The organism is Rhodopirellula sp. SH410 (assembly GCF_055811895.1).
Genome location: NZ_CM147949.1, coordinates 971,218 through 990,913 on the forward strand (window position 1 = coordinate 971,218; position 19,696 = coordinate 990,913).

The following is a 19,696-nucleotide window of genomic DNA, read 5'->3' on the forward strand; positions in this document are numbered from 1 at the left end:
GTGGGATTGAGCAAGAACCCTGTGGGCATTGTTTCTCCGCGCGTGCACAGCGTGTGGGTGGGATCAGGGTGGTCGCGGGAGAGCGGGTCTCTGCGGAAAGCGAACGCGGTTTATGTTATCCTTCGGCTCAGTCAGCGGCCCCGACCTCGTTCCGGCCGATCCGATTTGCATTCAACACCATTTTCGCGTTCTCACATTTATGTCATTTCACGTGATTGTAAGCCGTCGTCCATTGCTCCTGTTCTTGCTGATTGGGTTCCTGCTTGTTGTCGGGGGCCAAACCTGTTGTGCCCAGTCCGATGCTGCTGCACCTCCTTCTGCGGGAGTCGGTCAGACGGATCCCCCCCTGACGGATCTCGCGGAAACAGATCCCGCGATGGCGTTGACTGGCGAGGAAGTGGTCACGTTGGGGTTGGATCAGAAGATCGATGAGTGGTTCAAGCCCGTGGCGGACACGTGGGGCGGGATTGTTTTTTTTGAGGTTTACATTCCGGGGGCGGGACTGCTGCCGTTTGTGCTGATTCTCCTGGTTGGTGGGGCCGCCTTTTTTACCCTTGCGTTCGTCTTTCCCAATCTGCGTTTCCTCCCGCTGGCATTTCAGGTCGTCAGCGGCAAGTTTGATGACATCGAGCAGCGGAGCCCAGAAGAGGTCAACGACTTCGACGCGGCGGGCGTTGACAAGGGCCTGGTCGACACGAGTCATGACAAGTGCATGGGCGAGGTGACGCACTTTCAGGCACTCGCGACAGCCGTTTCGGGCACGGTGGGGTTAGGCAACATCGCGGGCGTGGCCGTCGCGGTGGCGACGGGTGGCCCCGGTGCAACGTTTTGGATGATTATCTGCGGCCTGCTCGGGATGTCGACAAAGTTTGTCGAGTGCACGTTGGGGGTGAAGTACCGGGATGTCGATGCCGAGGGGACCGTCTATGGCGGTCCGATGTACTACCTGCATCGAGGGCTGACCGAAATGGGCGCGGGGCCCGTCGGCAAGGTGCTCGCCATGTTGTTCGCTCTGTTTTGTATCGGCGGATCCTTCGGCGGCGGCAACGCGTTCCAATCCAACCAAGCCGCTCAGCAAATTAAATCGCTCCTGGGGCTGCCCGATACCGGGTCGGCCGGGACGCTGATCGGACTCGCGATGGCCATCCTGGTGGGGTTCGTGATCATTGGCGGGATCAAGCGGATTGCCCATGTGACGGAAAAAATTGTGCCGCTGATGGCGATCATCTATCTCGCCGCGTCGGTCGTGATTATCGCCATGAATTGGGACAAGATCCCGTGGGCGTTTGGCGTGATCCTCCGCGGTGCGTTCACACCGGACGCCGCTTTGGGCGGTTTGATCGGCGTGATGATCCAGGGCTTCCAACGTGCCGCGTTCTCCAACGAAGCGGGAGCGGGTTCGGCTCCAATCGCCCACTCCGCGGTGAAAACCCGGTACCCAGCCTCCGAGGGCATTGTCGCACTGCTCGAACCCTTCCTGGATACCGTGGTGATTTGCACCATGACGGCCCTGGTCATCGTTTTTTTCAACGCCGATGACTCCTTCAAATGGGGGGCGGTCGAGTCGAAGAACGTGATCGTTGATGGCGTTCGCCTGGGCGGCGTCGATCTGACGTCGGCCGCCTTCGATGCCAAACTGCCAGGGTTCCGCTATGTGTTGACGATCGCGATCATTCTGTTCGCGTTCTCAACGATGATCTCATGGTCCTACTACGGTTTGCAATCCTGGAAATACCTATTTGGACGCGGCAAGGTGGCTGACCTGACGTACAAATTACTGTTCTGCATGGTGATTGTGATTGGTGCGGCCATTTCGTTGGGATCGGTGATCGATTTCTCCGACGCGATGATTTTCGCGATGGTGTTCCCCAACATGATCGGGCTCGTGCTGTTATTCCCGAAGGTTCGCGACGAACTTCGCAGCTATCTGACCGCGATCGGAAAACGCTGAGTGTATCGTTGGGGTTTAGGGTTTAGGGTTTAGGGTTTAGGGTTTAGGGTTTAGGGTTTAGGGTTTAGGGTTCAGGGTTCAGGGTTCAGGGTTTAGGGTTCAGGGTTCAGGGTTCAGGGTTCAGCGGTTAGGGGGATGGTTGGCTCGCTGGCGATCGCTAACTCGTCGTGGGCTGTTGAATCAGGGTTGGGCAATTGATCTCGCGACCCCTCCGGTGCGATCTCACGGGGGGACGGGAACGACGCACTATGGCGCATTGCCATCCTGATGCCGACGCCAGTCCTCCTCCCATGCTTTCGGTTGGACTTTGAGCGGTGGGGGGAGATGTCCGGGGCCCGGCAACGGACTGGGCGGCATGGACGACACTCCAATCGCTTGGTCGAGAGGATCGAGGCCCATGACAATTTGCAGTTCACTGAGCGCATCGAACCAGCTTCGCTGGGCCTCGATCAGCTTGATCTCGGTCTGATTCGTCTTTGTTTCAAGTAGATTCAAGTAAATCAGGTCTACTTTGCCCCGTTCAAACGCGAAACGGTATCGATCGAGCGTTTCAACGGCCGCCTTGAGTGCGTTGTCAGCCTGCTCGACGATCTCGGCAGAGAGGACCAGCGTGTTGTAGGCCGTTTGCAACTCCACCCCAATCTTGTTCCTCATCAGCCGTAACTTTTCAGTCGTTTGTACGATTTTGGCGTTGGTGGATTGAATTTCGCCGCGCGCCTTGCGGCGTTGGATGGGCACTTCGCCAGTGAAACCGACGACAAGTTTAAACGGTCCTTTCTCGTTTTCCGGAGTTGTTCGGGCACCGACATCTTGGGACGCTTCGGCGATAATGTCGAATTGAGGCCGTGTCTGATTGATGGCCAATTGACGATCAAGCTGCACGCCGCGGATTTCGTACTGCAAAATCTGCGGTTCAGGTCGTTGGCTTAGCGCGGCGGCCAAATCGCTTTCAAAATCGCGAGCGGGTAGCGGCTCGATCATCGGAAATCGCTCGGGAAGCCACGCGGCATCGGGCACGAGTGGACGTCCCTCAGCATCTCGTAAATACAAACTCAGTTTGAATGCCGCGGCTCGAAACTTTCTTTCCGATTCCAATTGGTTGGACGCCCGCTCGGCGATCAACTGTTCGTTCAGAATTAAGTCGATTTCCGCAAATTTTCCGGCTTTAAACCCGGCTTCATACTGCTTCCCACGCCTGCGGGCGATTTCCAATAACTCCTGCTGTGCCTGGCGAACGGCCCCCGCGGCAACCCACTGCCAGTATTGGTCAATCGCGTCTCGCGACACGTCCAGGATCGCACGCTGGATGATTGGTGTGGCGGCGCGGCGATCCAGGTCGGCTTGGAAGACGGCGACTCGCTGAGGATCAATCGCCCGGCCTCTGAGGAGCGGCTGGGCAAGTGAAATTTTGAACTCGCCACCTTCATTGGTTTGACGCTCCTTATACCAGGGTTGGTAGTAGCCACGCCCGATACGGTAACCGGCAGCAGCGTATCCGCCCCACCAAGTTTGACGGGCCAATTGGAGTCCATTGCGGTAATTGCGAAAATAGCCTGTCGGTTCGGAGTACGAAAACGTGCTCAGTTTGGTGTCGTATGCTCCGTACGCGGATAATAATTCACCCGCTGCCAATCCCGGTTGCTGCCGCGCACGGACGATCTCTGGATACGACCGATAGACGCTCGCGACCACATCGGCGAGCACGAGCGAGTTCTGCATCTCTGGCTCCGACATCCCCGCTGGAATCTGTTCGACGGAGAGCTCCTGATCAGGCGGCGGATTTCGCGTTTGTGCCGTCGAGAACAGGCCTACGCCCGACATCTCGATGGCGTGGACCTGCACCGGTTCCAGATTGCTTTCGAGCATTCCCGGTGAGCCCAACAATGCCGCGAAAGACGACTCGTCGCCCTGGATCGATTGCCGTGACGCGGGCAGTGGCGGCTCGGCCGCCGTCGTTCCCACCATCGCAAGCATCACCCATAGACACCCGCTCGCGATTCTTTGAGCGATCTTGATCATGCTTTAGGAAGTTTCACTTTGGTGTTGACCTTGCCTGGCTTTTGATCTGCGATCACGGGCGGGAATCCGTTGAGTTGTCTCCATAACTCGTATCCCAAGCTGACTTGTTTTAATAAAACCCAACCGTTCGCACGCACTCCCTGCCGTAAGTATCGGTCATCCGGCCAGTCATCCTGACGTTTAAATCGATTGTCCGGCGTCACCAGCACGCGAAAGTTGCCTTTCGCGTCATCGGTTGGAAAGACCCGGTTGACTTGACCGCCAAAAGTGCCGACCGCGACCGAGGGCCAACCGACGAACTGAACGGCGGGCCAACCTTCGAATTGCAGACGGACGCGGTCGCCTACTTGAACCAACGGCATGTCGTTGCCGTTGATTTGCATCTCCACCCCGAGTTCGTCCGCATCGGGGACGATCACGAAGAGTTGGTCGCCTTCCTTAATCGTGTCACTGCCCTCGAGGCCGAACCATTCTTGGATTCGCCCCGATCGCGGAGCCCTCATTTCCAAGCGATCGAACTCGGCTCGTTTGTTTCGCAGATCCAGAATTTCCTTTTCGATTTTGTTGATTTTCTGCATGGAATCCAGCACCTTTTGTTCGGCGGTGCGATTCTTGATAGAGATCTCCTGCAGTTTGGAATCGATCTCTTCCTCTTTCGAAATCAGGATGGCGGCGAATTCGTGCACCGCGTTTCGAGCCTTGTCGACCTTTGCCTCCTGCGACTGGACTCCCTTGCGCTTGCTGAACAGTTCCTCGCGCGAAACGAGCCCCTGTTCAGCGACCTCTTCGGCGATTCGCAGCTGATTGCTTTTGTCCGCCAATTCCGCTTCCAGTGAGGTGACTTCGTTCTTAGCCTGCGCCCATTTTTGTTTGGCCGCTTCCAAATCCTGAGTCAAGGACGCTGTCATGCTGTTGCCGGAGTTTGCCTGTAGCACGGTGGCCTGCTGGGCAACGGTCAATATTGATATCGCAGCCGCCTCCTGTGCTTCCATCGCCGTGATTTGCATGTCGACTTGCGAGATGCCGTTTGCGGCGAAGGGGGCCAAACGCATGAGGAGTTCATTTTGAGTGACGTAAGATCCCTCCCGCAGTCCCGGTTTGACGTACTCGACGACACCTTTGGCCGGGCTGCGGACCGCTTGAGGGCGTTGTTGCGGATTGACGGCGACCACCGTACCGACCCCGCGAGCGGTCTGCTGCCAGGGCGCATACAACATGGCCAGGATGGAAACGAGTAGCGACACAAAGGTCAGCTTTCCAAAGAACCGCACCCAGTTTCCGGTACGCACCATCTGCAGCGATGCGAAGTCTTCCGTGTCGGATTGTTTTAAACGCATATGTTTTGGGAAACCTCAATCTGACGATCACAAAGTTCGGCAATATCATTTCGTTGGGTGTTCACCACCAAGGTCCACGGCGCAGCATCGTCTGTCACCAAGTTCCAAATGTCAGCCCGCGAGCGATCATCGAGTTCATCCAGTACACCATCGATCACTAGCAATTTTGGTTGTGACACGATTGCTCGAGCGAGAATCAATCGGATGATCTGATCGCGAGAGAGTGGAAAGCCACCGGTTTGCAGCGATTGGTCCAGGGACACGCTGCTCGGGGAGATCGCAACGCTTCGGAGTGCCTCACGCACTCGTCGGTGGTTGATCCCACGGCGCCCACAACTCACATTATCGCGCAGGCTGCCATGAAAGATATCTTTGGGGCCCACGTAGGCGACGATGTCTCCCTCGCTATTTGCGGCCGCCTCCGTCGCTTCGATCCCCGCGATCTGCACGACGCCCTGAATGGTTGTTGACATCCCTGCGAGCGCCTCGGCCAATCGGGATCGTCCGCTGGTATCGTTGCCAACGATCGCCACTCGGCTGCCCGCATCGATCTGTGCCGCCTTGACCCGCGATTGCGCCGTTGCGGTGACAAACTTCAAATGATCCCATACGACCTCGGCTGGCCCCGTCGGGCGATTTCCCAGGTCGATGGGGGGATCGGTCGGGATGTCTACGAGATGCCCTACTTTGTCGATGCCAGCCATCAGGTCATAAAATTTCTCAATGGACTTGCCCGCTTTGGCAAAAGAACCGACGACCACCGTCACGATCAGCTCACTGGCCACGAGTTGACCAAGCGTCAGCTTACCTTGGATCACCAGATAGCCACCCAGGGCCAGCACCGCCGTCGAAGCGGCAACCTGCAATGCGATCGCAAAGGCGACTTGGCGAATGACGACACGAAACTGATTTTGCCGAGCGACCAAGTACTCCGAGGTCAATCGATCGGCACGCTCAATCGCCAGCGTTGCACCGCCACCGGATTTGAAGATAGATGGCTGTGAAATCACGTCCTGCAGCCAATGAACGACACGGTACTTGGCGACCGATTCGTCAATCGATGTGTTAATGCCGCCTCTTCCGAGGCCCCAGGTGATGGCGACCATGCACACCAATAGCACGACGTCAAAGCCTAACAATAGCGGATGATAGAATGCCAGCACGATCATCCCCAACACCGTCGTCAACACGATCGAAATGCCATCGAGTAGCAGCACCGCGGTTGCTTTTTGGATGGTCATGATGTCGAACACCCGATTGGCGAGTTCACGCGGATACTGCCCTACCAAAAATCGTTGGTTGGCGTGCGGGAATCGATGGGACAGATCGCTGACAATGCGGACGAACTGCCGCCTCTGAATGATCTCCACGACCACGGTCTGCAGGATTCGCAGCACTCCCGCGATGCTCAAACAAGTTAGCAACATCAATCCCAACACGATCAATGGTTGTAATTGCGTGCCCCAGCTCACCACGTTAACCAAGGCTTCAATCGCCAGTGGCGTTGCCAACGACATGATCCCGGCGACCAACGCGAACAGAAAGACGAGTCCAATATCGCTGCGGTCCAGGTTCAATAGCCCGATGAAACGCTGCATCGGTTTGGGATGCGGTGCCTGATGTCCTGCGGCCGGCACTGTAGAGTCAGCCGGGTGGGCTGAAATCGAATCACACTCCAGCCGACGCGTGGCAACGAAACATGTCGGTGGCTTGTCGCCACGCTGCAGTCGGGCGACACGCCGGCGACTGACGATGCCGTGGGGGATCCAGGAACCGCGACTGCTGACCTCAAAGCGACGCCCACGCGTTCGCTCCAGTACCGCCAGTTCCCCGTCCTCGAACCATAAGACGATAGGACTTCCGTCGCGGACCATCCCGAATGCGTCTCGGATGTCGCGTAGCGGGACTTCTCGAAGCTCAATGTTCGATTGGGCTGCTGCCGCCCGCAACAGCGAGATGCCACCCTGACCTGCGGCAACCGTTTCGTTGCCATGCACGTCCCCCGGCTCGACGGTGACACCCAAACAGTGTCCAACACGAATAAGCGTTCCCAAGATCATTTCCGCATCGGGCGCTTGCTTGCCGGCATTAGTAGTGGTACGGATCATTCGGTTTGACCCATGCCGCTCAGCTCACCCTGCACCGGGATCCAGCCGCCGGATAGATCGCGGCGGAAGGTCAGGGCACCATCGATCGCGGTCAAATGCAACCAATCGCCCTCGACGAGGTCGGCCACCGCAGGGTGTTTTTCCAAGACACGATCGATTGACAGCAGCGGTGCCGCGACCACGGCCTGCAGTCGCATCGGGCTGTGTTGGAAGCTCACGCCGTTGTGTACCGATTGCCATGGTAGACCCGTCCTGAGGTCTCCCGCGTTGCCCGAGAGAATCCCAAACTGACCGACAACATTATGGATCGTTTTGGTACCGCTGCCGAAATGTTTGTTGTCGACCGTGGACGCAAAGTACTGCATGTTGATCCAGTGGGCGACGATCAGAGGCGCGGTCATGATCGCTTCGAGAATGGTGCCATCCGGATCCTGTTGATGGTCGTAGCTGTGTAGAAACGATCGACCTGCGAGGTTGACGCCTCGCGTCATGCGGCGGGGGGCGATGATGAATGCCGCGTTTCCCGCGAGTGCCCATTCGGGCCGCACCTCCGACCAATCAACCGCTCGCCTGAACAAATCAGCGGTACTCTCGCTCTTGATCGTTAGCATCCTTTCGAGTCGCGTCGGATCCCCCGCACGATCGGAGAGCTCGGTGAGACTGGCCATCGCCTTCTGATGTGAATCGGGAACACGATGCGATTCAAAGTATTGAATCTTGTCTGTCGTCGTGTTGTGCAGGCCCGCGAGAAAATGAGTGTTGCTTGGAATGTCAATGCCCCGCTCCGCCAAGAGAGTGCGGATCGATGGTTGGTTCAATAGCATCGCCGCCAACCTTGCGTTGGGCTCGCCCGAGTGACCTCCGCACGCACCGCAGTCCAGTCCCGCAGCGAGCGGGTTGTTGTCCGTTTGACTGGCGTGGCCACACAGTACTACCAGTGGCGCGAAATCTGTCGTCAATCCCACCCCACGCAGCATCGACTCTGCTAAGTCGGCTTGGTGCGAGGGGGGCAAGCCTTGTCGAGCGAGATCCTGCAGTACCGGTCCCACTCGGTCGCAGAGCTCGGGCGGCACGGCGTCGAAGCGACCGGTCGCGGCGGCGGAATGAATTCCGAAGGCTCGCTTGGCGAGTTTCCACCCGTAGAACACTCCCGTCGTTTCAACGAAGGCGAAGCAGCTCACCGCACTGGTTTGGAACTCGGTCCAGATTCGACGCCACGTTCGAATTCGGGTTCGCTTCGAAAGTATGTGCGCTGGACGAGTTGGTTCGCCTATGGGCAGACTCTCATGGAGTTTGAATTTCGGTTTCAGTAGGGCGGGCACGTGCGAGTCCCCACTTGCCGCTCCGAGCGGTACGGACTCGATCGGCATCCCAAAGAATCCTGCATAGCCGAAGGTTTCGATGCCCTGCGAGAGCGATTCGATATGACGGCGAATTCGTTCGCTGCGAACGTCAATGCAGAACACCATCTGGGCCAGTTTGGGTTGCGAAGCAATTGGTGGTGAGTCGGAGATCGACGTCTTGAGCGATTGCAGCAAGGTGTTGCGGAATCCCATCTCGCTGGCACGCAGCAGCACCATGCGTACCGCGATCTCCTCTTTCGCGTCTCCGATGAAAGTACCGTGGATGGCCAAGCCGCGAGCAAAACCGTCCCACTGGATCGTGAGCGACTTCACGCTCGCCAGGGCGACGTCATACGCCAACCGGATGGCCAGCAAGCCCGCCAGATCGCCTCCCTCGACTTGGAGTGACACGGCATCAGGCGAGTCCTTCCAGTCCGTCTGGTACTTTGCCCACGCTGACCAGCCAGGGATCGAGTACGCCTGACACATCAGAAATGTGCTCCGCAGCCGTGGCGGAACGCGGAGTTGGGTGAGCAGCTGTGCGATCGCGGCTTCGGGATGGGATGGCAACTGAGCGACGAAGTGACGGAATCCCGGCAACCCCAAAAACTCGACGTTCCGATCGCAAGACGCAGTCGCTCGCCAGGCCGCGTAGAGCGACAGGTGCGACGTTGGGCTCGACCATGTCGCTTGGCCCTCGTCGTAGTGGGCGGAACAATGTTTCGAGACCTCGTCGCGAATCACCTCCGCCCAATTGACTCCGCTGGCGCCCGTGGCAACTTCCGCGACGGTCTGCATCCCCGAGAACGATCGATGGAGAAAGTCTTCATGGACGTCCGCGGTGAAGTCCTGCACGCTCGCCAATCTTGCTGCGATGTCACCGACGGTTTGAGGAATGGCCAGACCCTCTGAACTGAGCTCCTCAATCGCGTGTTGAATATTGGATCGATTGAATCGCTGCTCGCGAAACGCAGCAGCATAGTATTCCAGCGGCATCAACATTTCACAGTCGGAAAACGATTGCAAAAACTGTCGTGCATCGAGGAATCGCTTCGACGCCAGCCCCGCATAGGGATTCACCGCCACGTAGTCCCTCAGCGGCCACACCGGCGCGATGATTCCCGCGACTTCAGTGATTGCGTCTTGAATGGAAAACTGAATGTTTCCGAAATAGGTGGCCGCGAGCTCGCTGTCATGATGCGCTTGCACGCGATCATCGAGGGCGAAGGAAGTGGTTTCGATCTCGGCTCGAGAAGGTGTCATCGTCATGCGTTGTGTTGCTTTGCTGAAAGAGAGTTCGGTCAGTTCGTGTGAATCATGCGTGTCGTACAAATCGTCGTTGGCGAAGTCGCTGGGATGCTGTCAGGTTTGACTAGCTACAGACGATCGAGCCAAACACGCGGCGCAATATGCTTTCGATGTAGAACCCGTTGGAGGCGTGGATGTGCCAGCGGTCGAGCCAGTGACTGCGGCCTCCCGACCTCACTCGCAGTTGCAGTAAGAACAGGCCCGCGAAGCCCGCTGCGATGAGCGTGGTGACCGTGAACCAACCCGTAGGGGCCGTGACGGCGGGCAAACTCGGCGAGACGAATGCGTCCACCGCGAGGTAGCTGGCCGAATAGGTCAGGCACAACGCACCACCTACCGCGAGCGAGCGCAGAAACAGCTCCTTGTCTCCCCTGCGTAGCACGGCCCCGAGCCAGTCCGTTAACGCCAAGCACAGCAGACCGCCGAGCAAGAGACCGCCTGGCTTTGCCATCGGATTGAGTCGGAAAATCGTGAAGGCCAACCCGAGCAGCGCCAGCGACGCAACCGCTGCCGCGAGAGTCGACCCCAAGTCCGATCGAAGGGTTGCCGTAGCCCGTGAATACATTGTTCCCGGTGCACCGGAGAATCGAAATCCGTTGCCGGCTTCAATCGGTGAGGAAACGCCTCGCATCGCGGCACGCCTGCTCAACACACTACCACTGCTCAGAAATGCGTGAGCCTTGTAGAGCGAGTGGGCGACAATGTGCAGCATCGCCGCTGAGTAGGCCCCGAGGCCACACTGCAGCAACATGAATCCCATCTGGGCTATGGTCGAGTATGCCAGCGTTTTTTTGATGCTGGTCTGCGTCAACATCACGATCGCGGCAAAACAAGCCGTCCCGCCACCGACCAACGCCAACATCGTCATCGCCGCAGGCGTTTGTGTTAGCAGGGGGCTGGTGCGGATAATCAAGTAACCGCCCGCATTGACGATGCCCGCGTGCATCAAGGCCGATACCGGTGTCGGCGTTTCCATCGTCAGCGGCAACCACGTGTGAAATGGAAACTGCGCCGATTTTGTGATGGCACCGACAACCAATAAAAAGCCTGCCGCCACCGTCGTTGACGTCGCCTCGGGTAACTTGCCCGATAGTGCGAACAAATCCGCAAAATCCAGCGTGCCGTACTGGCGATAGAACAATACCATCGCGATCACCAATGCCGCGTCGCCGATGCGACTAATCGTGAACTTGGTCCACGCCGCGCGGCACGCCGCGGGGCGGTCGCCGTATTGGATGAGCAGTTGATGCAGGCCCAAACTCGTCATCACCCACGCCGCAATGAACATGAGCAGGTTGCCCGAAACGACCATCATGCAGACCGCACCGAGCGTAAAACTCGTCCAGCGGTAATACCGACCCTCGCCCGATTCACCGTCGAGATATCGCATCGAGTAGCGAAAGATTGCCCAGCCGACAAACGAGACCAGCGCGAACATGATTGCCGCGACCGAGTCGAAATACACCGACACATTGAGCGGCAGCTCGCTCGAAAAACGCACCAGCGTGGAGGACTGCGGCAGCGTGATCCCCGTCCCGATCGCAATCCCTACGCCCGCGGCGATCAACGCCTGTAACCCTGCCAAAAAGGTGGCCGAGCGGCGGAAGCCGTGGAGATGGCGTGATGCGAACCGGTTGGGGACGCACCCGACCGCGATGAATGCTGCCGAGGACAGGACCAGAAGGAAGGGGACCAAGGAATTCATTGGGCGATCTCTGAGTGGCGATAATTGATACGCGAAACATAAAGCACGACACAGGAGTCGTCAATTGTGTTTCGTCTGAAGCGGCGGAGATTCTTGGGTCGTTCTCCGGGATGCTTGGAAGAAATTGAGGAAAAACGCGTGTTTTGCCGTCTCGAAACATTAGGCGAATTTCATTTCACGAATTCGATGGTATGCTAGTCAGCACGGATGGCGGTCACGCGGGCCGCCTTCGCACTGTCTCGACGCGTGAAATTTGGCTGAATTCGACGTGAAACGCACAACAAATCGAACCTCGACGAGCAAGTCGCCTGAAATCGCTGCGAGTGATGCTGGCGGAGACCCGGCCAACGTCCCCTCAAAGGTCGACGTGAGAACGCAATCCAGCGCGGCCGCACCGAGCGCGGCCGCACCGAGCGCGGCCGCACCGAGCGCGAACCGTTGGACGTTCTTCACCAACCACGCACATGTGCTGATCGCTCTGCACGCCGATCCGGGGCTTGTCCTGCGGGAGGTGGCGATTCAGGTAGGGATTACCGAGCGGGCGGTGCAGCGGATCGTCCAGGACCTCGAAGCCGAGGGATTCATTCGCCGCGAGAGGGTCGGACGAAAAAATCGGTATGAGGTGCTTACCGAAGAGCACTTGCGGCATGCTGTCGAAGCTCACCGCACGATTGGCGATCTGCTGGAATTTATCCACGGCTAAATCGGTGGCCAACGGGACCGCTCTCGGGCGGTCAGCGATCTTGTGCACCCTTGGGCCTGGAAATTCACTGCCGAATCGCTAATCTCATGCGTGTTCTGTTATTTGGGTGCGATGGTCTATTTTGGGAGATGGCGAGGCGTGGGGATTTATATTGGAGTGGATGTGGGCGGAACGACGTCCACGGTGTGCATGGGTGATGCCGAGGGGCATTTGCTGGAGATCACGCCGCAGTTTGCGACTCGCAGCGACGAGGGCCCCGCAGCGACCATCGCCGATATCGCAGCCGAAATCGTACGTGTTCTCGGCGCCCACGGGAAACAGCTCCAAGACGTCGAAATGGTGACGATTGCGACGCCGGGGCCAGCGACCAGCGAAGGCGTCTTGCTGTCCACGCCCAACCTGAAGCATGCCGACTGGAACAATTGTCCAGTCCGCGAGATGCTCGAAACAAAACTACGAGCCGAGGCTCGTCAGGATCCCCGGGTCGATGCAGCGATTGATGGACTCGCGGTGCGGTATCTCGGCGATGGCCAAGCGGCGGCATTGGGGGAATTCGCGGTCCGCCGGGGCGATATTCAAATGCAGCCCGAATTGGCGTCGCAACTGAATATTCAAATCCAAAGTCCCGAGCCTGAGCTGAACTCGCTCTTCATGGTCGCCGTCGGCACGGGGCTGGGAGGCGGTGAAGTTCGTAATCGTGAAGTGGTCCGCGGCAGTGAGGGCCGAGCCGGGCACGCGGGACACCTGATGCTGCCCGCTGATGCGTTTCGTTACCCGCACGACCAAGAACTGCAAGTCGGCAATGCGTTCTGTACGGTGGAATCCGCTGTGTCCCTGACCGCCTTGACCCATCAACTCGGCTATCGATTGCAACTCGATCAGTGGAAAGATCACTCCTTGCACAAGGTGGCCGGGACATCCAAAGATCGCGCCAAAAAACTCCGAGAGTTGGCGGCCGCAGGAGACGAGTTGGCGTTGGAACTGTTCGATGATCAAGCGACGGCATTGGGCATCGCGTTATTGATGATCCAGTACATCGGTGACTACGACGAACTCGTTATCGGCGGCGGGGTGTGCGATCTCGCACCGCAGATTCGCGATCGTTATCTCGCCACCGTCAAAAACGCGTTTTACCAACGTGCGTTGGACGGCTTCCGCAGTTTTGATGCCATCACGTTTTCGCATTGCGGCGACCAAGCCTCGGTGATCGGTGCCTACGTCGACGCGTTGGTTCCCAGGGGCGAAGCAGCCTGCTGCTAAAACGTGTTGGAATGAGGATAGTGAGAAAAAGAGAATAGAAGAGAATAGGGAGAGAATAGGGACAGGGGAGAGAATAGGGACAGGCAAGGAAGGAGAATAGGGACAGGCAATGAATGGTTGCCTTCGATCGCGGCTTGCGTACCATTGCCGATGGTTTCGCTGCTCAAAACCGTGACGCTGATGGAGGTGATGAAGATGCCCAGGCAAGCTCGTGGGGAAGTGATCGATCCGAATGAGATTCAGATCCTCCACTGTATCGAGAGGTGCGTCCGCAAGGCGTGGCTCTGTGGGACCGATCCCGTTACAGGAGAGTCCTTCGAGCACCGCAGGGGCTGGATCCGCGACCGAATGGAATTACTCGCCTCCGTGTTCGCGATCGATTGCCTGACGTTTTCGATCATGAGCAATCACCTGCACCTCGTTTTAAGAAGTCGCCCGGACGTCGTCGCGGCGTGGTCGGACGAGGAGGTCGCCCAGCGTTGGCTGCGGCTGTTCCCCGCACGTCGCAACCCTGACGGCAGCCCCGCCGTGCCAACGAGACCGGAACTGAACATGATCCTGAATCAGCCGGCGGTTCTAGCCTCGCGGCGTCAGCGATTGTCTGACGTGAGTTGGTATATGCGCTGTCTCGCCGAGCATATTGCTCGCCGCAGCAACGCCGAAGACAAGGCTCGCGGCCACTTTTGGGAAGGTCGTTTTCGGGCACAGGTACTCCTCGATGAAGCGAGCTTGCTAGCGTGCGCGGCCTATGTGGATCTCAACCCAATTCGCGCCGCCATGGCGGAAACGCCTGAATCGAGCGAGTACACCGGAGCCAAGGATCGGATTGACGACTTGACTCACTGCTCCGATCGGACCCGCGAAAGCACCCATGACTGGGAGCGAAGCCGCGGTCGGCATCGCAGCGGCTGGATGAGTCCAATCGAAATTGACGAGCAGCACGATCCCGTCGGGCCGCACCTGGATCATTCGGGCAGGCGAGGCAGCCTGAAAGATTTCCTAAGTGTCTCGTTGGCGAGCTATCTGGAACTGCTCGACTGGACGGGCCGTCAACTCCGCAGTGACAAGGTCGGTGCGATCCCCTCGCACTTGCAGCCGATCCTCACACGTATGGGCTTGGATACCCATGCCTGGTGCGACGTTGTGAGCCGATTTGGGCGGGTGTTCAAGCGAGCAGCGGGTAGCGCAGAACACCTCGCCGAGGAAGCCAGCCGTCGCGGCCAAGGTTGGCTCTGCGCCCGTGACAACCCACTCGGGATATCTTCGGCCTGACCGTCTTCGGAAAACCTTCCACTTTGATTCCCTCCGGGGTCGCTGCTGCGCCGATATCGGAGAATCGGATCAGAATCAGCCCGATGCTCGGTGGCGGCATTCAGCGAGGCCCCGATCGTAGTTAAATCGGCCGAAATACAAACCGCAGCCCGGACTGAAAAGTGGGTGGCCCTCTTTCTTTCTTTAGATTGCTTCCAACACATCAGAGCGGGATCTCGCCGTCTTTGAAAGACGAATCTTGGCACAGCAAATGCCGGCACACTGTGTGCGTTATTTGCTAGCACTACAGGCTGTGGTTGATCGACCGAAATCGTCTACCGGTTGATCAAGACGCTAAAACACGCGGCATTCGTACCGGACACCATAATCCTATTCTTCTCTATAGCAGCGTTTAATCTGCTTTCCAGAAACGTTAAGCATGAATCCAAAAGCAACTCCACAAAAACTACCCACACAGACGGGAAGCAGGAAAATGCAAGTATACGCCAACGGAAGCAAAACTAGCTCGAGCAGCAGGCCCTCCTCGAAAAACCAACCAGCGTCAGACGGTGAGGGATCCAAGATAAAAACCTTCCAAATCCCTATTGTGAAATACATTGCTAGGTGTAAGGCGATCAAAATCCCACCCCCGAAAAAACCAATCCGAAACGCACTCAACTTGCATGTGTCAAAAAACATGATGCTGAACATAGAAAGCGACGAACAAAACGCGAAGACGTGCAATGCATTGGGCCAATTGCGTTGCGGCCATTGGTTCAACAGGTAACAGCCAAGTGCAATTGGAATCTGTACCACGAGCAGGCTTCTTATTGTATATTTCAGTGGTTTTCGCACGGACACTAAGCACATCTGGGTAAGTATTTCGGTATAACTGGCAAGCTTTTTGCACCCATGTTGAGTTGGGAATCCTTTCTGATTTGCTAGCAAATGCTCGATGGTCGAGATTATGCGAAGCATCATGTTTCTCCCTGTTTCACGAACCGGGAGATTCAAATGGCACGCCCCTCTACAAAATTCGCACAAATTGGCTCAGTCGAGCAAAAACAGCAACTGACGGAAATGTGGAAAAGTCATCATTGCCACTATACGCGAGTTCGTGCGCACGCAATCTTACTCAGCGACCAACAGTACGAAATAAGTTCCCTTGTCGATATCTTTGGCGTGGATCGAGATTCGGTATCCAGTTGGATTGACAGATTTTCAGAAGGCGGCCCCGACGCACTTGAAGACTCCGAGCATCCCGGTGCGCCGCCGATACTCAACGCCTCAGAGCAGCAAACTCTCCGGCGACTACTTCGAAAATACCCGAATCGACCAGCCAAGGTGCTGAAAGAGCTGAAAGAAAAAACCGGCAAGGAAATCAAGCGACCCACTCTGCGAGAATACGCGAGGCGGTTTCGGCTGAGTTGGAAACGTTATCGTCGAAGTTTGCGGCAAAAACGGGATGAAAAGAAATTTCAATTGGCCAAGGAAGAGCTAGCCGAGTTTCTCGAAGAACCGGATTTGAACGTTGTTTACTTTGACGAGGCGGGTTTCTCGCTCAAAGGAGTTGTTCCCTACGGATGGCAACCGATCGGTCGACGCTACGAAATACCCGTAACCGGGGCACACGGCAGCAACGTTCAAGCGATTGGGTTTCAGGGTCAAGACGGTGAAACCCACACCTATCTCCACAAAGGCTACGTGAACAGCGAAATGGTGATTGCAATTTTCGATGATTATTGCCAAACAATCGACGGTCCAACTGTTGTGGTCCTTGACAATGCCTCAGTCCACACGAGCGGAGCATTTCAAACTCGCATGGAAGACTGGGCAGAGAAAGGACTCTACATCTACCATCTGCCGCCATACAGTCCAGAGCTGAATGCAATTGAAATGCTTTGGAAAAAACTCAAGTACCAACTGCTCCCCGCTGGCGCCTGGGAGCGCTTCAGTACACTGCTAAACACACTTACGAAAACACTCAATGAGTTTGGAGAAGTGTCGTATATGCCTACGCTTTTTAATTATGCCGAATAAATTCACCCGACGTGCTTAGCTTCATGCTTCTAAATCTCAATTACGAACTTCGGGCAGCGTTGGCGGTGGTCCTCCCTGGTTAGGTTGCGTCTTGAGGGGAGGGAGGAGATAACGTTTTGGAGGATTGTATGGCTCAAGAGTACATTCAAGACGAGTTTCGAATTTCGGTTGGCAGCCATCAAAGCTAACTGAAGTGTGACGCTCACAATGCAAATAGAAAGTTCCTTGGTTGTGTTCATCGATATCAACAAGAACGACTTTGTCATCTAACCAAAGCCAATGCTGCTCGATCTTTACCCAACGCTGTTCCAAGGGAAGCCAAACGTAGTCGATGTCTCGTCCACTGTCGCTACTTTCGCCTGGGGCAATTTCCGAATACTCCCAACTAAAGTCTTCATCTTCCCAACCGCCTTCCGCAACAATTACTGGTTCGTTAGTCGCATTGTGAAAACCACCGCCGAAAGGCCCCCAATCCCACGTTCCTAAAGGATCTACCCTCGTCATTGAACTGCTTGATGCATACTCCAAAAGATTCCAAGGGCTTCCTTCGAACCCAATAGGGTCTCTGGAGCTAAACCGCCCCAGCTGAGCGTCATACCAGCGGTTGCGGAAGTAGTACAGCCCGGCATCTGGTGTCCACTCGCGACTGGTATACGTGTAGTGGACGCCGTAGGTGCTTACCGCTCGCGGCGTGAAGTTGGCCGCGAAGATGCTTAGGTTACCGTAGGGGTCGTACTCATAGCGTTCTTGAACGCTCCCCGAATCACTCGCCACCGCCGTCGTATTCCAGTTCGCATCAGCCAGGTAATACAGTCGCTCAGTCAAGAGTCCACCCGACGGTGAGATGTCCCGGTCTCGGAGTACGAGATCGTCGATATACCGCATTCCCCACACGTAATGGCGACGTGGCGTGTTCGACGTGTCGACGTGTTCCTCGACACACTGCCAGGCGTCGGTGAAGTAGTACTCTCGCGTCTGGGCGAGGGTTCCCGAGGTGTACTCCTTGGCAGCGATCCGGAAGTTGCGGCCGTCGAACTGATTTTCGAGCAGCACGTTCGAAGTCGCGTCATCGACCAGCTTCGTCATCCGGTTCCAGGCGTCAAACGTCGCCGTCATTGTCGCGTCGGTGCCAAGATCAGGGCGGGGGTTGGTCGTCGTGTTACCGTTCCTGTCGTAAACGGGTGTCGCCCAGATGTCGCTCGGCATGTTGCTGATGTCCGTGATCTCGTTGACTTCGTTCGCAGTGCGCGTCTGATTAAAATCCCAGGTACCGTCGCCGTTCTCGTCCTGCCGGAATTCTTTCCAATTCCCCGTCGGGTCGAGCGTCCAGCATTGGGCGGCGTCGAGCGAAATGATCGCGGTGTGCGTGCCATTGAGCTGGCCACGTTGAGCGGACTGCAGGCGGTTGAGTCCGTCGTATGCGTACAGCCAGTCGTGCTCCCGGCTGGGATCCGACGGGTTCTCTCGCCAAGTGCGGTTGCTGGCCCGATCATAGCCATACTCGATCCGGGATAGATCGGTGCCTGCCGAGACGTCTCGCCAGCGGACGTCTTTCACCCGACCGAAGCGATCCAAACCGCTGTAGATGTCGCCAGTGTCGGGGTCGGTCGACAGGGTTGGCGAGATCAGCGTGTAACGCAGATCGGCCTGTGTGCTGTCCTGTTGGGCGAACGTGGAAACGCCCAGGTATTCGTAGGCGGCTAAGACGGTGGAATCATCATCGATCAGGCTGGACACCTGGTTCAGTTTATCGGTGATCGAGCCACTGCTGCCGTAGTCGAGCGTGACTTCTCGCCCGTTGGGATAGAGCGTGGCGGTGGGACGCAGCACGTTCCCGCTGCCATCGGTGTACGACCGTCCCACGCTGGGTGTCGAGGCGGGGTTGACCGCGCCGCTGTGCGATTGGAACGTTTTCGTCACTTGTCCGAACCCATCGAACTGCCGGGTGATTTGATTCTCGATCGATCCACTGCCGACCGACGCATTATTATAACAGGTCACCGCCGAGACATTCCCGCGAACATCGTAGGTTTGCTCCACTCGGCGGATCGCTCCGTCGACGCCTGCGCCCAAGGTCGTCACCCGGTCCTGCGTCTGACGACCGAGGGCGTCGAAGTCGTACTGGCGGGTCGTACCGTTTTGGTCGGTGAGGCTGGTCCGTTGCGACTGGCGGTTGTACGTGTAGCTGACGCTATCGGACGTGCCCGTCGAATCGGGGTAGATCTCGCGGCGTAGCAGGCTGCTCGACGCGATCGCGCTGTCTGACAGTGTGGTGCCGTAGATGTACTGCGTCACCTGGTTGCCGGTCGAGGCGTTAACGGCGGTGAGTGTCTTGAGTTCACCATCGGGTGTGTAGGTGAACTGCACGGTTTGGTTTTCATCATCCGATGCGGGTGCAGTCGGCCTGGTAGCAGTTCGCCGTGGCCGTGATTTTTCGGATTGCTATAGGAGAAAAACGGCGTCCGTGTCCCAATGGGTGTTTTTGGTTTGCAGGCCAAACATCTCAAAAGGAACGGACGCCATGAAACAGATTACCACATCGCTGGGTTCATTTGAACAACTCTTCGTTCACTTCGAAGTCGAGTTCGCAAGCAACTTGGTCAGCGTCATCTGGAGAGTCATCGCAGCGGTACAATCTTTTTTCCCGAGCAGAGATCACGCCCGCCAGCAC

Annotated in this window: 11 protein-coding genes; 5 read left to right on the forward strand and 6 right to left on the reverse strand. The window is 57.0% G+C overall.

Features of this window, described 5'->3' with window-relative positions; translation table 11 throughout:
- The first annotated feature begins 199 nt into the window (after window positions 1–199).
- Entirely contained in the window at window positions 200–1,951 is a 1,752-nt protein-coding gene (locus SH410x_RS03900) for an alanine/glycine:cation symporter family protein (RefSeq protein WP_473674809.1), read from the forward strand.
- 246 nt (window positions 1,952–2,197) lie between these two features.
- Here the strand turns inward: SH410x_RS03900 and SH410x_RS03905 are convergent, their stop codons facing one another.
- From SH410x_RS03905 to SH410x_RS03925, 5 genes are all read right to left on the reverse strand, one after another.
- Window positions 2,198–3,970 carry a TolC family protein gene (locus SH410x_RS03905; RefSeq protein WP_473674811.1) on the reverse strand — a complete coding sequence of 591 codons (1,773 nt, stop codon included), beginning with the start codon at window positions 3,968–3,970 and terminating at the stop codon, window positions 2,198–2,200.
- A complete protein-coding gene (locus SH410x_RS03910; protein WP_473674813.1) occupies window positions 3,967–5,307 on the reverse strand; it encodes an HlyD family secretion protein in 1,341 nt (446 codons plus the stop codon). Before SH410x_RS03910 ends, SH410x_RS03905 begins: the two co-directional genes overlap by 4 nt.
- Window positions 5,298–7,415 carry an ATP-binding cassette domain-containing protein gene (locus SH410x_RS03915; RefSeq protein WP_473674815.1) on the reverse strand — a complete coding sequence of 706 codons (2,118 nt, stop codon included), beginning with the start codon at window positions 7,413–7,415 and terminating at the stop codon, window positions 5,298–5,300. The genes SH410x_RS03910 and SH410x_RS03915 overlap by 10 nt, the downstream gene beginning before the upstream one ends.
- Window positions 7,412–10,021: a YbcC family protein gene (locus tag SH410x_RS03920; RefSeq protein ID WP_473674817.1), complete on the reverse strand. Its 2,610-nt coding sequence runs from the start codon at window positions 10,019–10,021 to the stop codon at window positions 7,412–7,414. Before SH410x_RS03920 ends, SH410x_RS03915 begins: the two co-directional genes overlap by 4 nt.
- Before the next feature lie 109 nt (window positions 10,022–10,130).
- Complete coding sequence (locus tag SH410x_RS03925) at window positions 10,131–11,771, reverse strand: proton-conducting transporter transmembrane domain-containing protein (protein WP_473674819.1); 1,641 nt, start codon at window positions 11,769–11,771, stop codon at window positions 10,131–10,133.
- 268 nt (window positions 11,772–12,039) lie between these two features.
- Here SH410x_RS03925 and SH410x_RS03930 point away from each other — a divergent pair, with 268 nt between their 5' ends.
- The 4 genes from SH410x_RS03930 (at window position 12,040) to SH410x_RS03945 (ending at window position 17,025) form a co-directional block, all read left to right on the forward strand.
- Window positions 12,040–12,474, forward strand: coding sequence for a helix-turn-helix transcriptional regulator (locus SH410x_RS03930; protein ID WP_473674821.1), 435 nt, complete (start codon window positions 12,040–12,042; stop codon window positions 12,472–12,474).
- A 138-nt stretch (window positions 12,475–12,612) separates the two neighbouring features.
- Window positions 12,613–13,734, forward strand: a complete 1,122-nt coding sequence (locus SH410x_RS03935; RefSeq protein WP_473674823.1) for an ROK family protein — start codon at window positions 12,613–12,615, stop codon at window positions 13,732–13,734.
- Between the two features lie 150 nt (window positions 13,735–13,884).
- Window positions 13,885–15,006: a transposase gene (locus SH410x_RS03940; RefSeq protein ID WP_473674824.1), complete on the forward strand. Its 1,122-nt coding sequence runs from the start codon at window positions 13,885–13,887 to the stop codon at window positions 15,004–15,006.
- 927 nt (window positions 15,007–15,933) lie between these two features.
- A complete protein-coding gene (locus SH410x_RS03945; protein WP_473668492.1) occupies window positions 15,934–17,025 on the forward strand; it encodes an IS630 family transposase in 1,092 nt (363 codons plus the stop codon).
- A gap of 36 nt (window positions 17,026–17,061) precedes the next feature.
- Here the strand turns inward: SH410x_RS03945 and SH410x_RS03950 are convergent, their stop codons facing one another.
- Window positions 17,062–19,392, reverse strand: coding sequence for an RHS repeat-associated core domain-containing protein (locus tag SH410x_RS03950; RefSeq protein WP_473674826.1), 2,331 nt, complete (start codon window positions 19,390–19,392; stop codon window positions 17,062–17,064).
- Window positions 19,393–19,696: the final 304 nt, after the last annotated feature.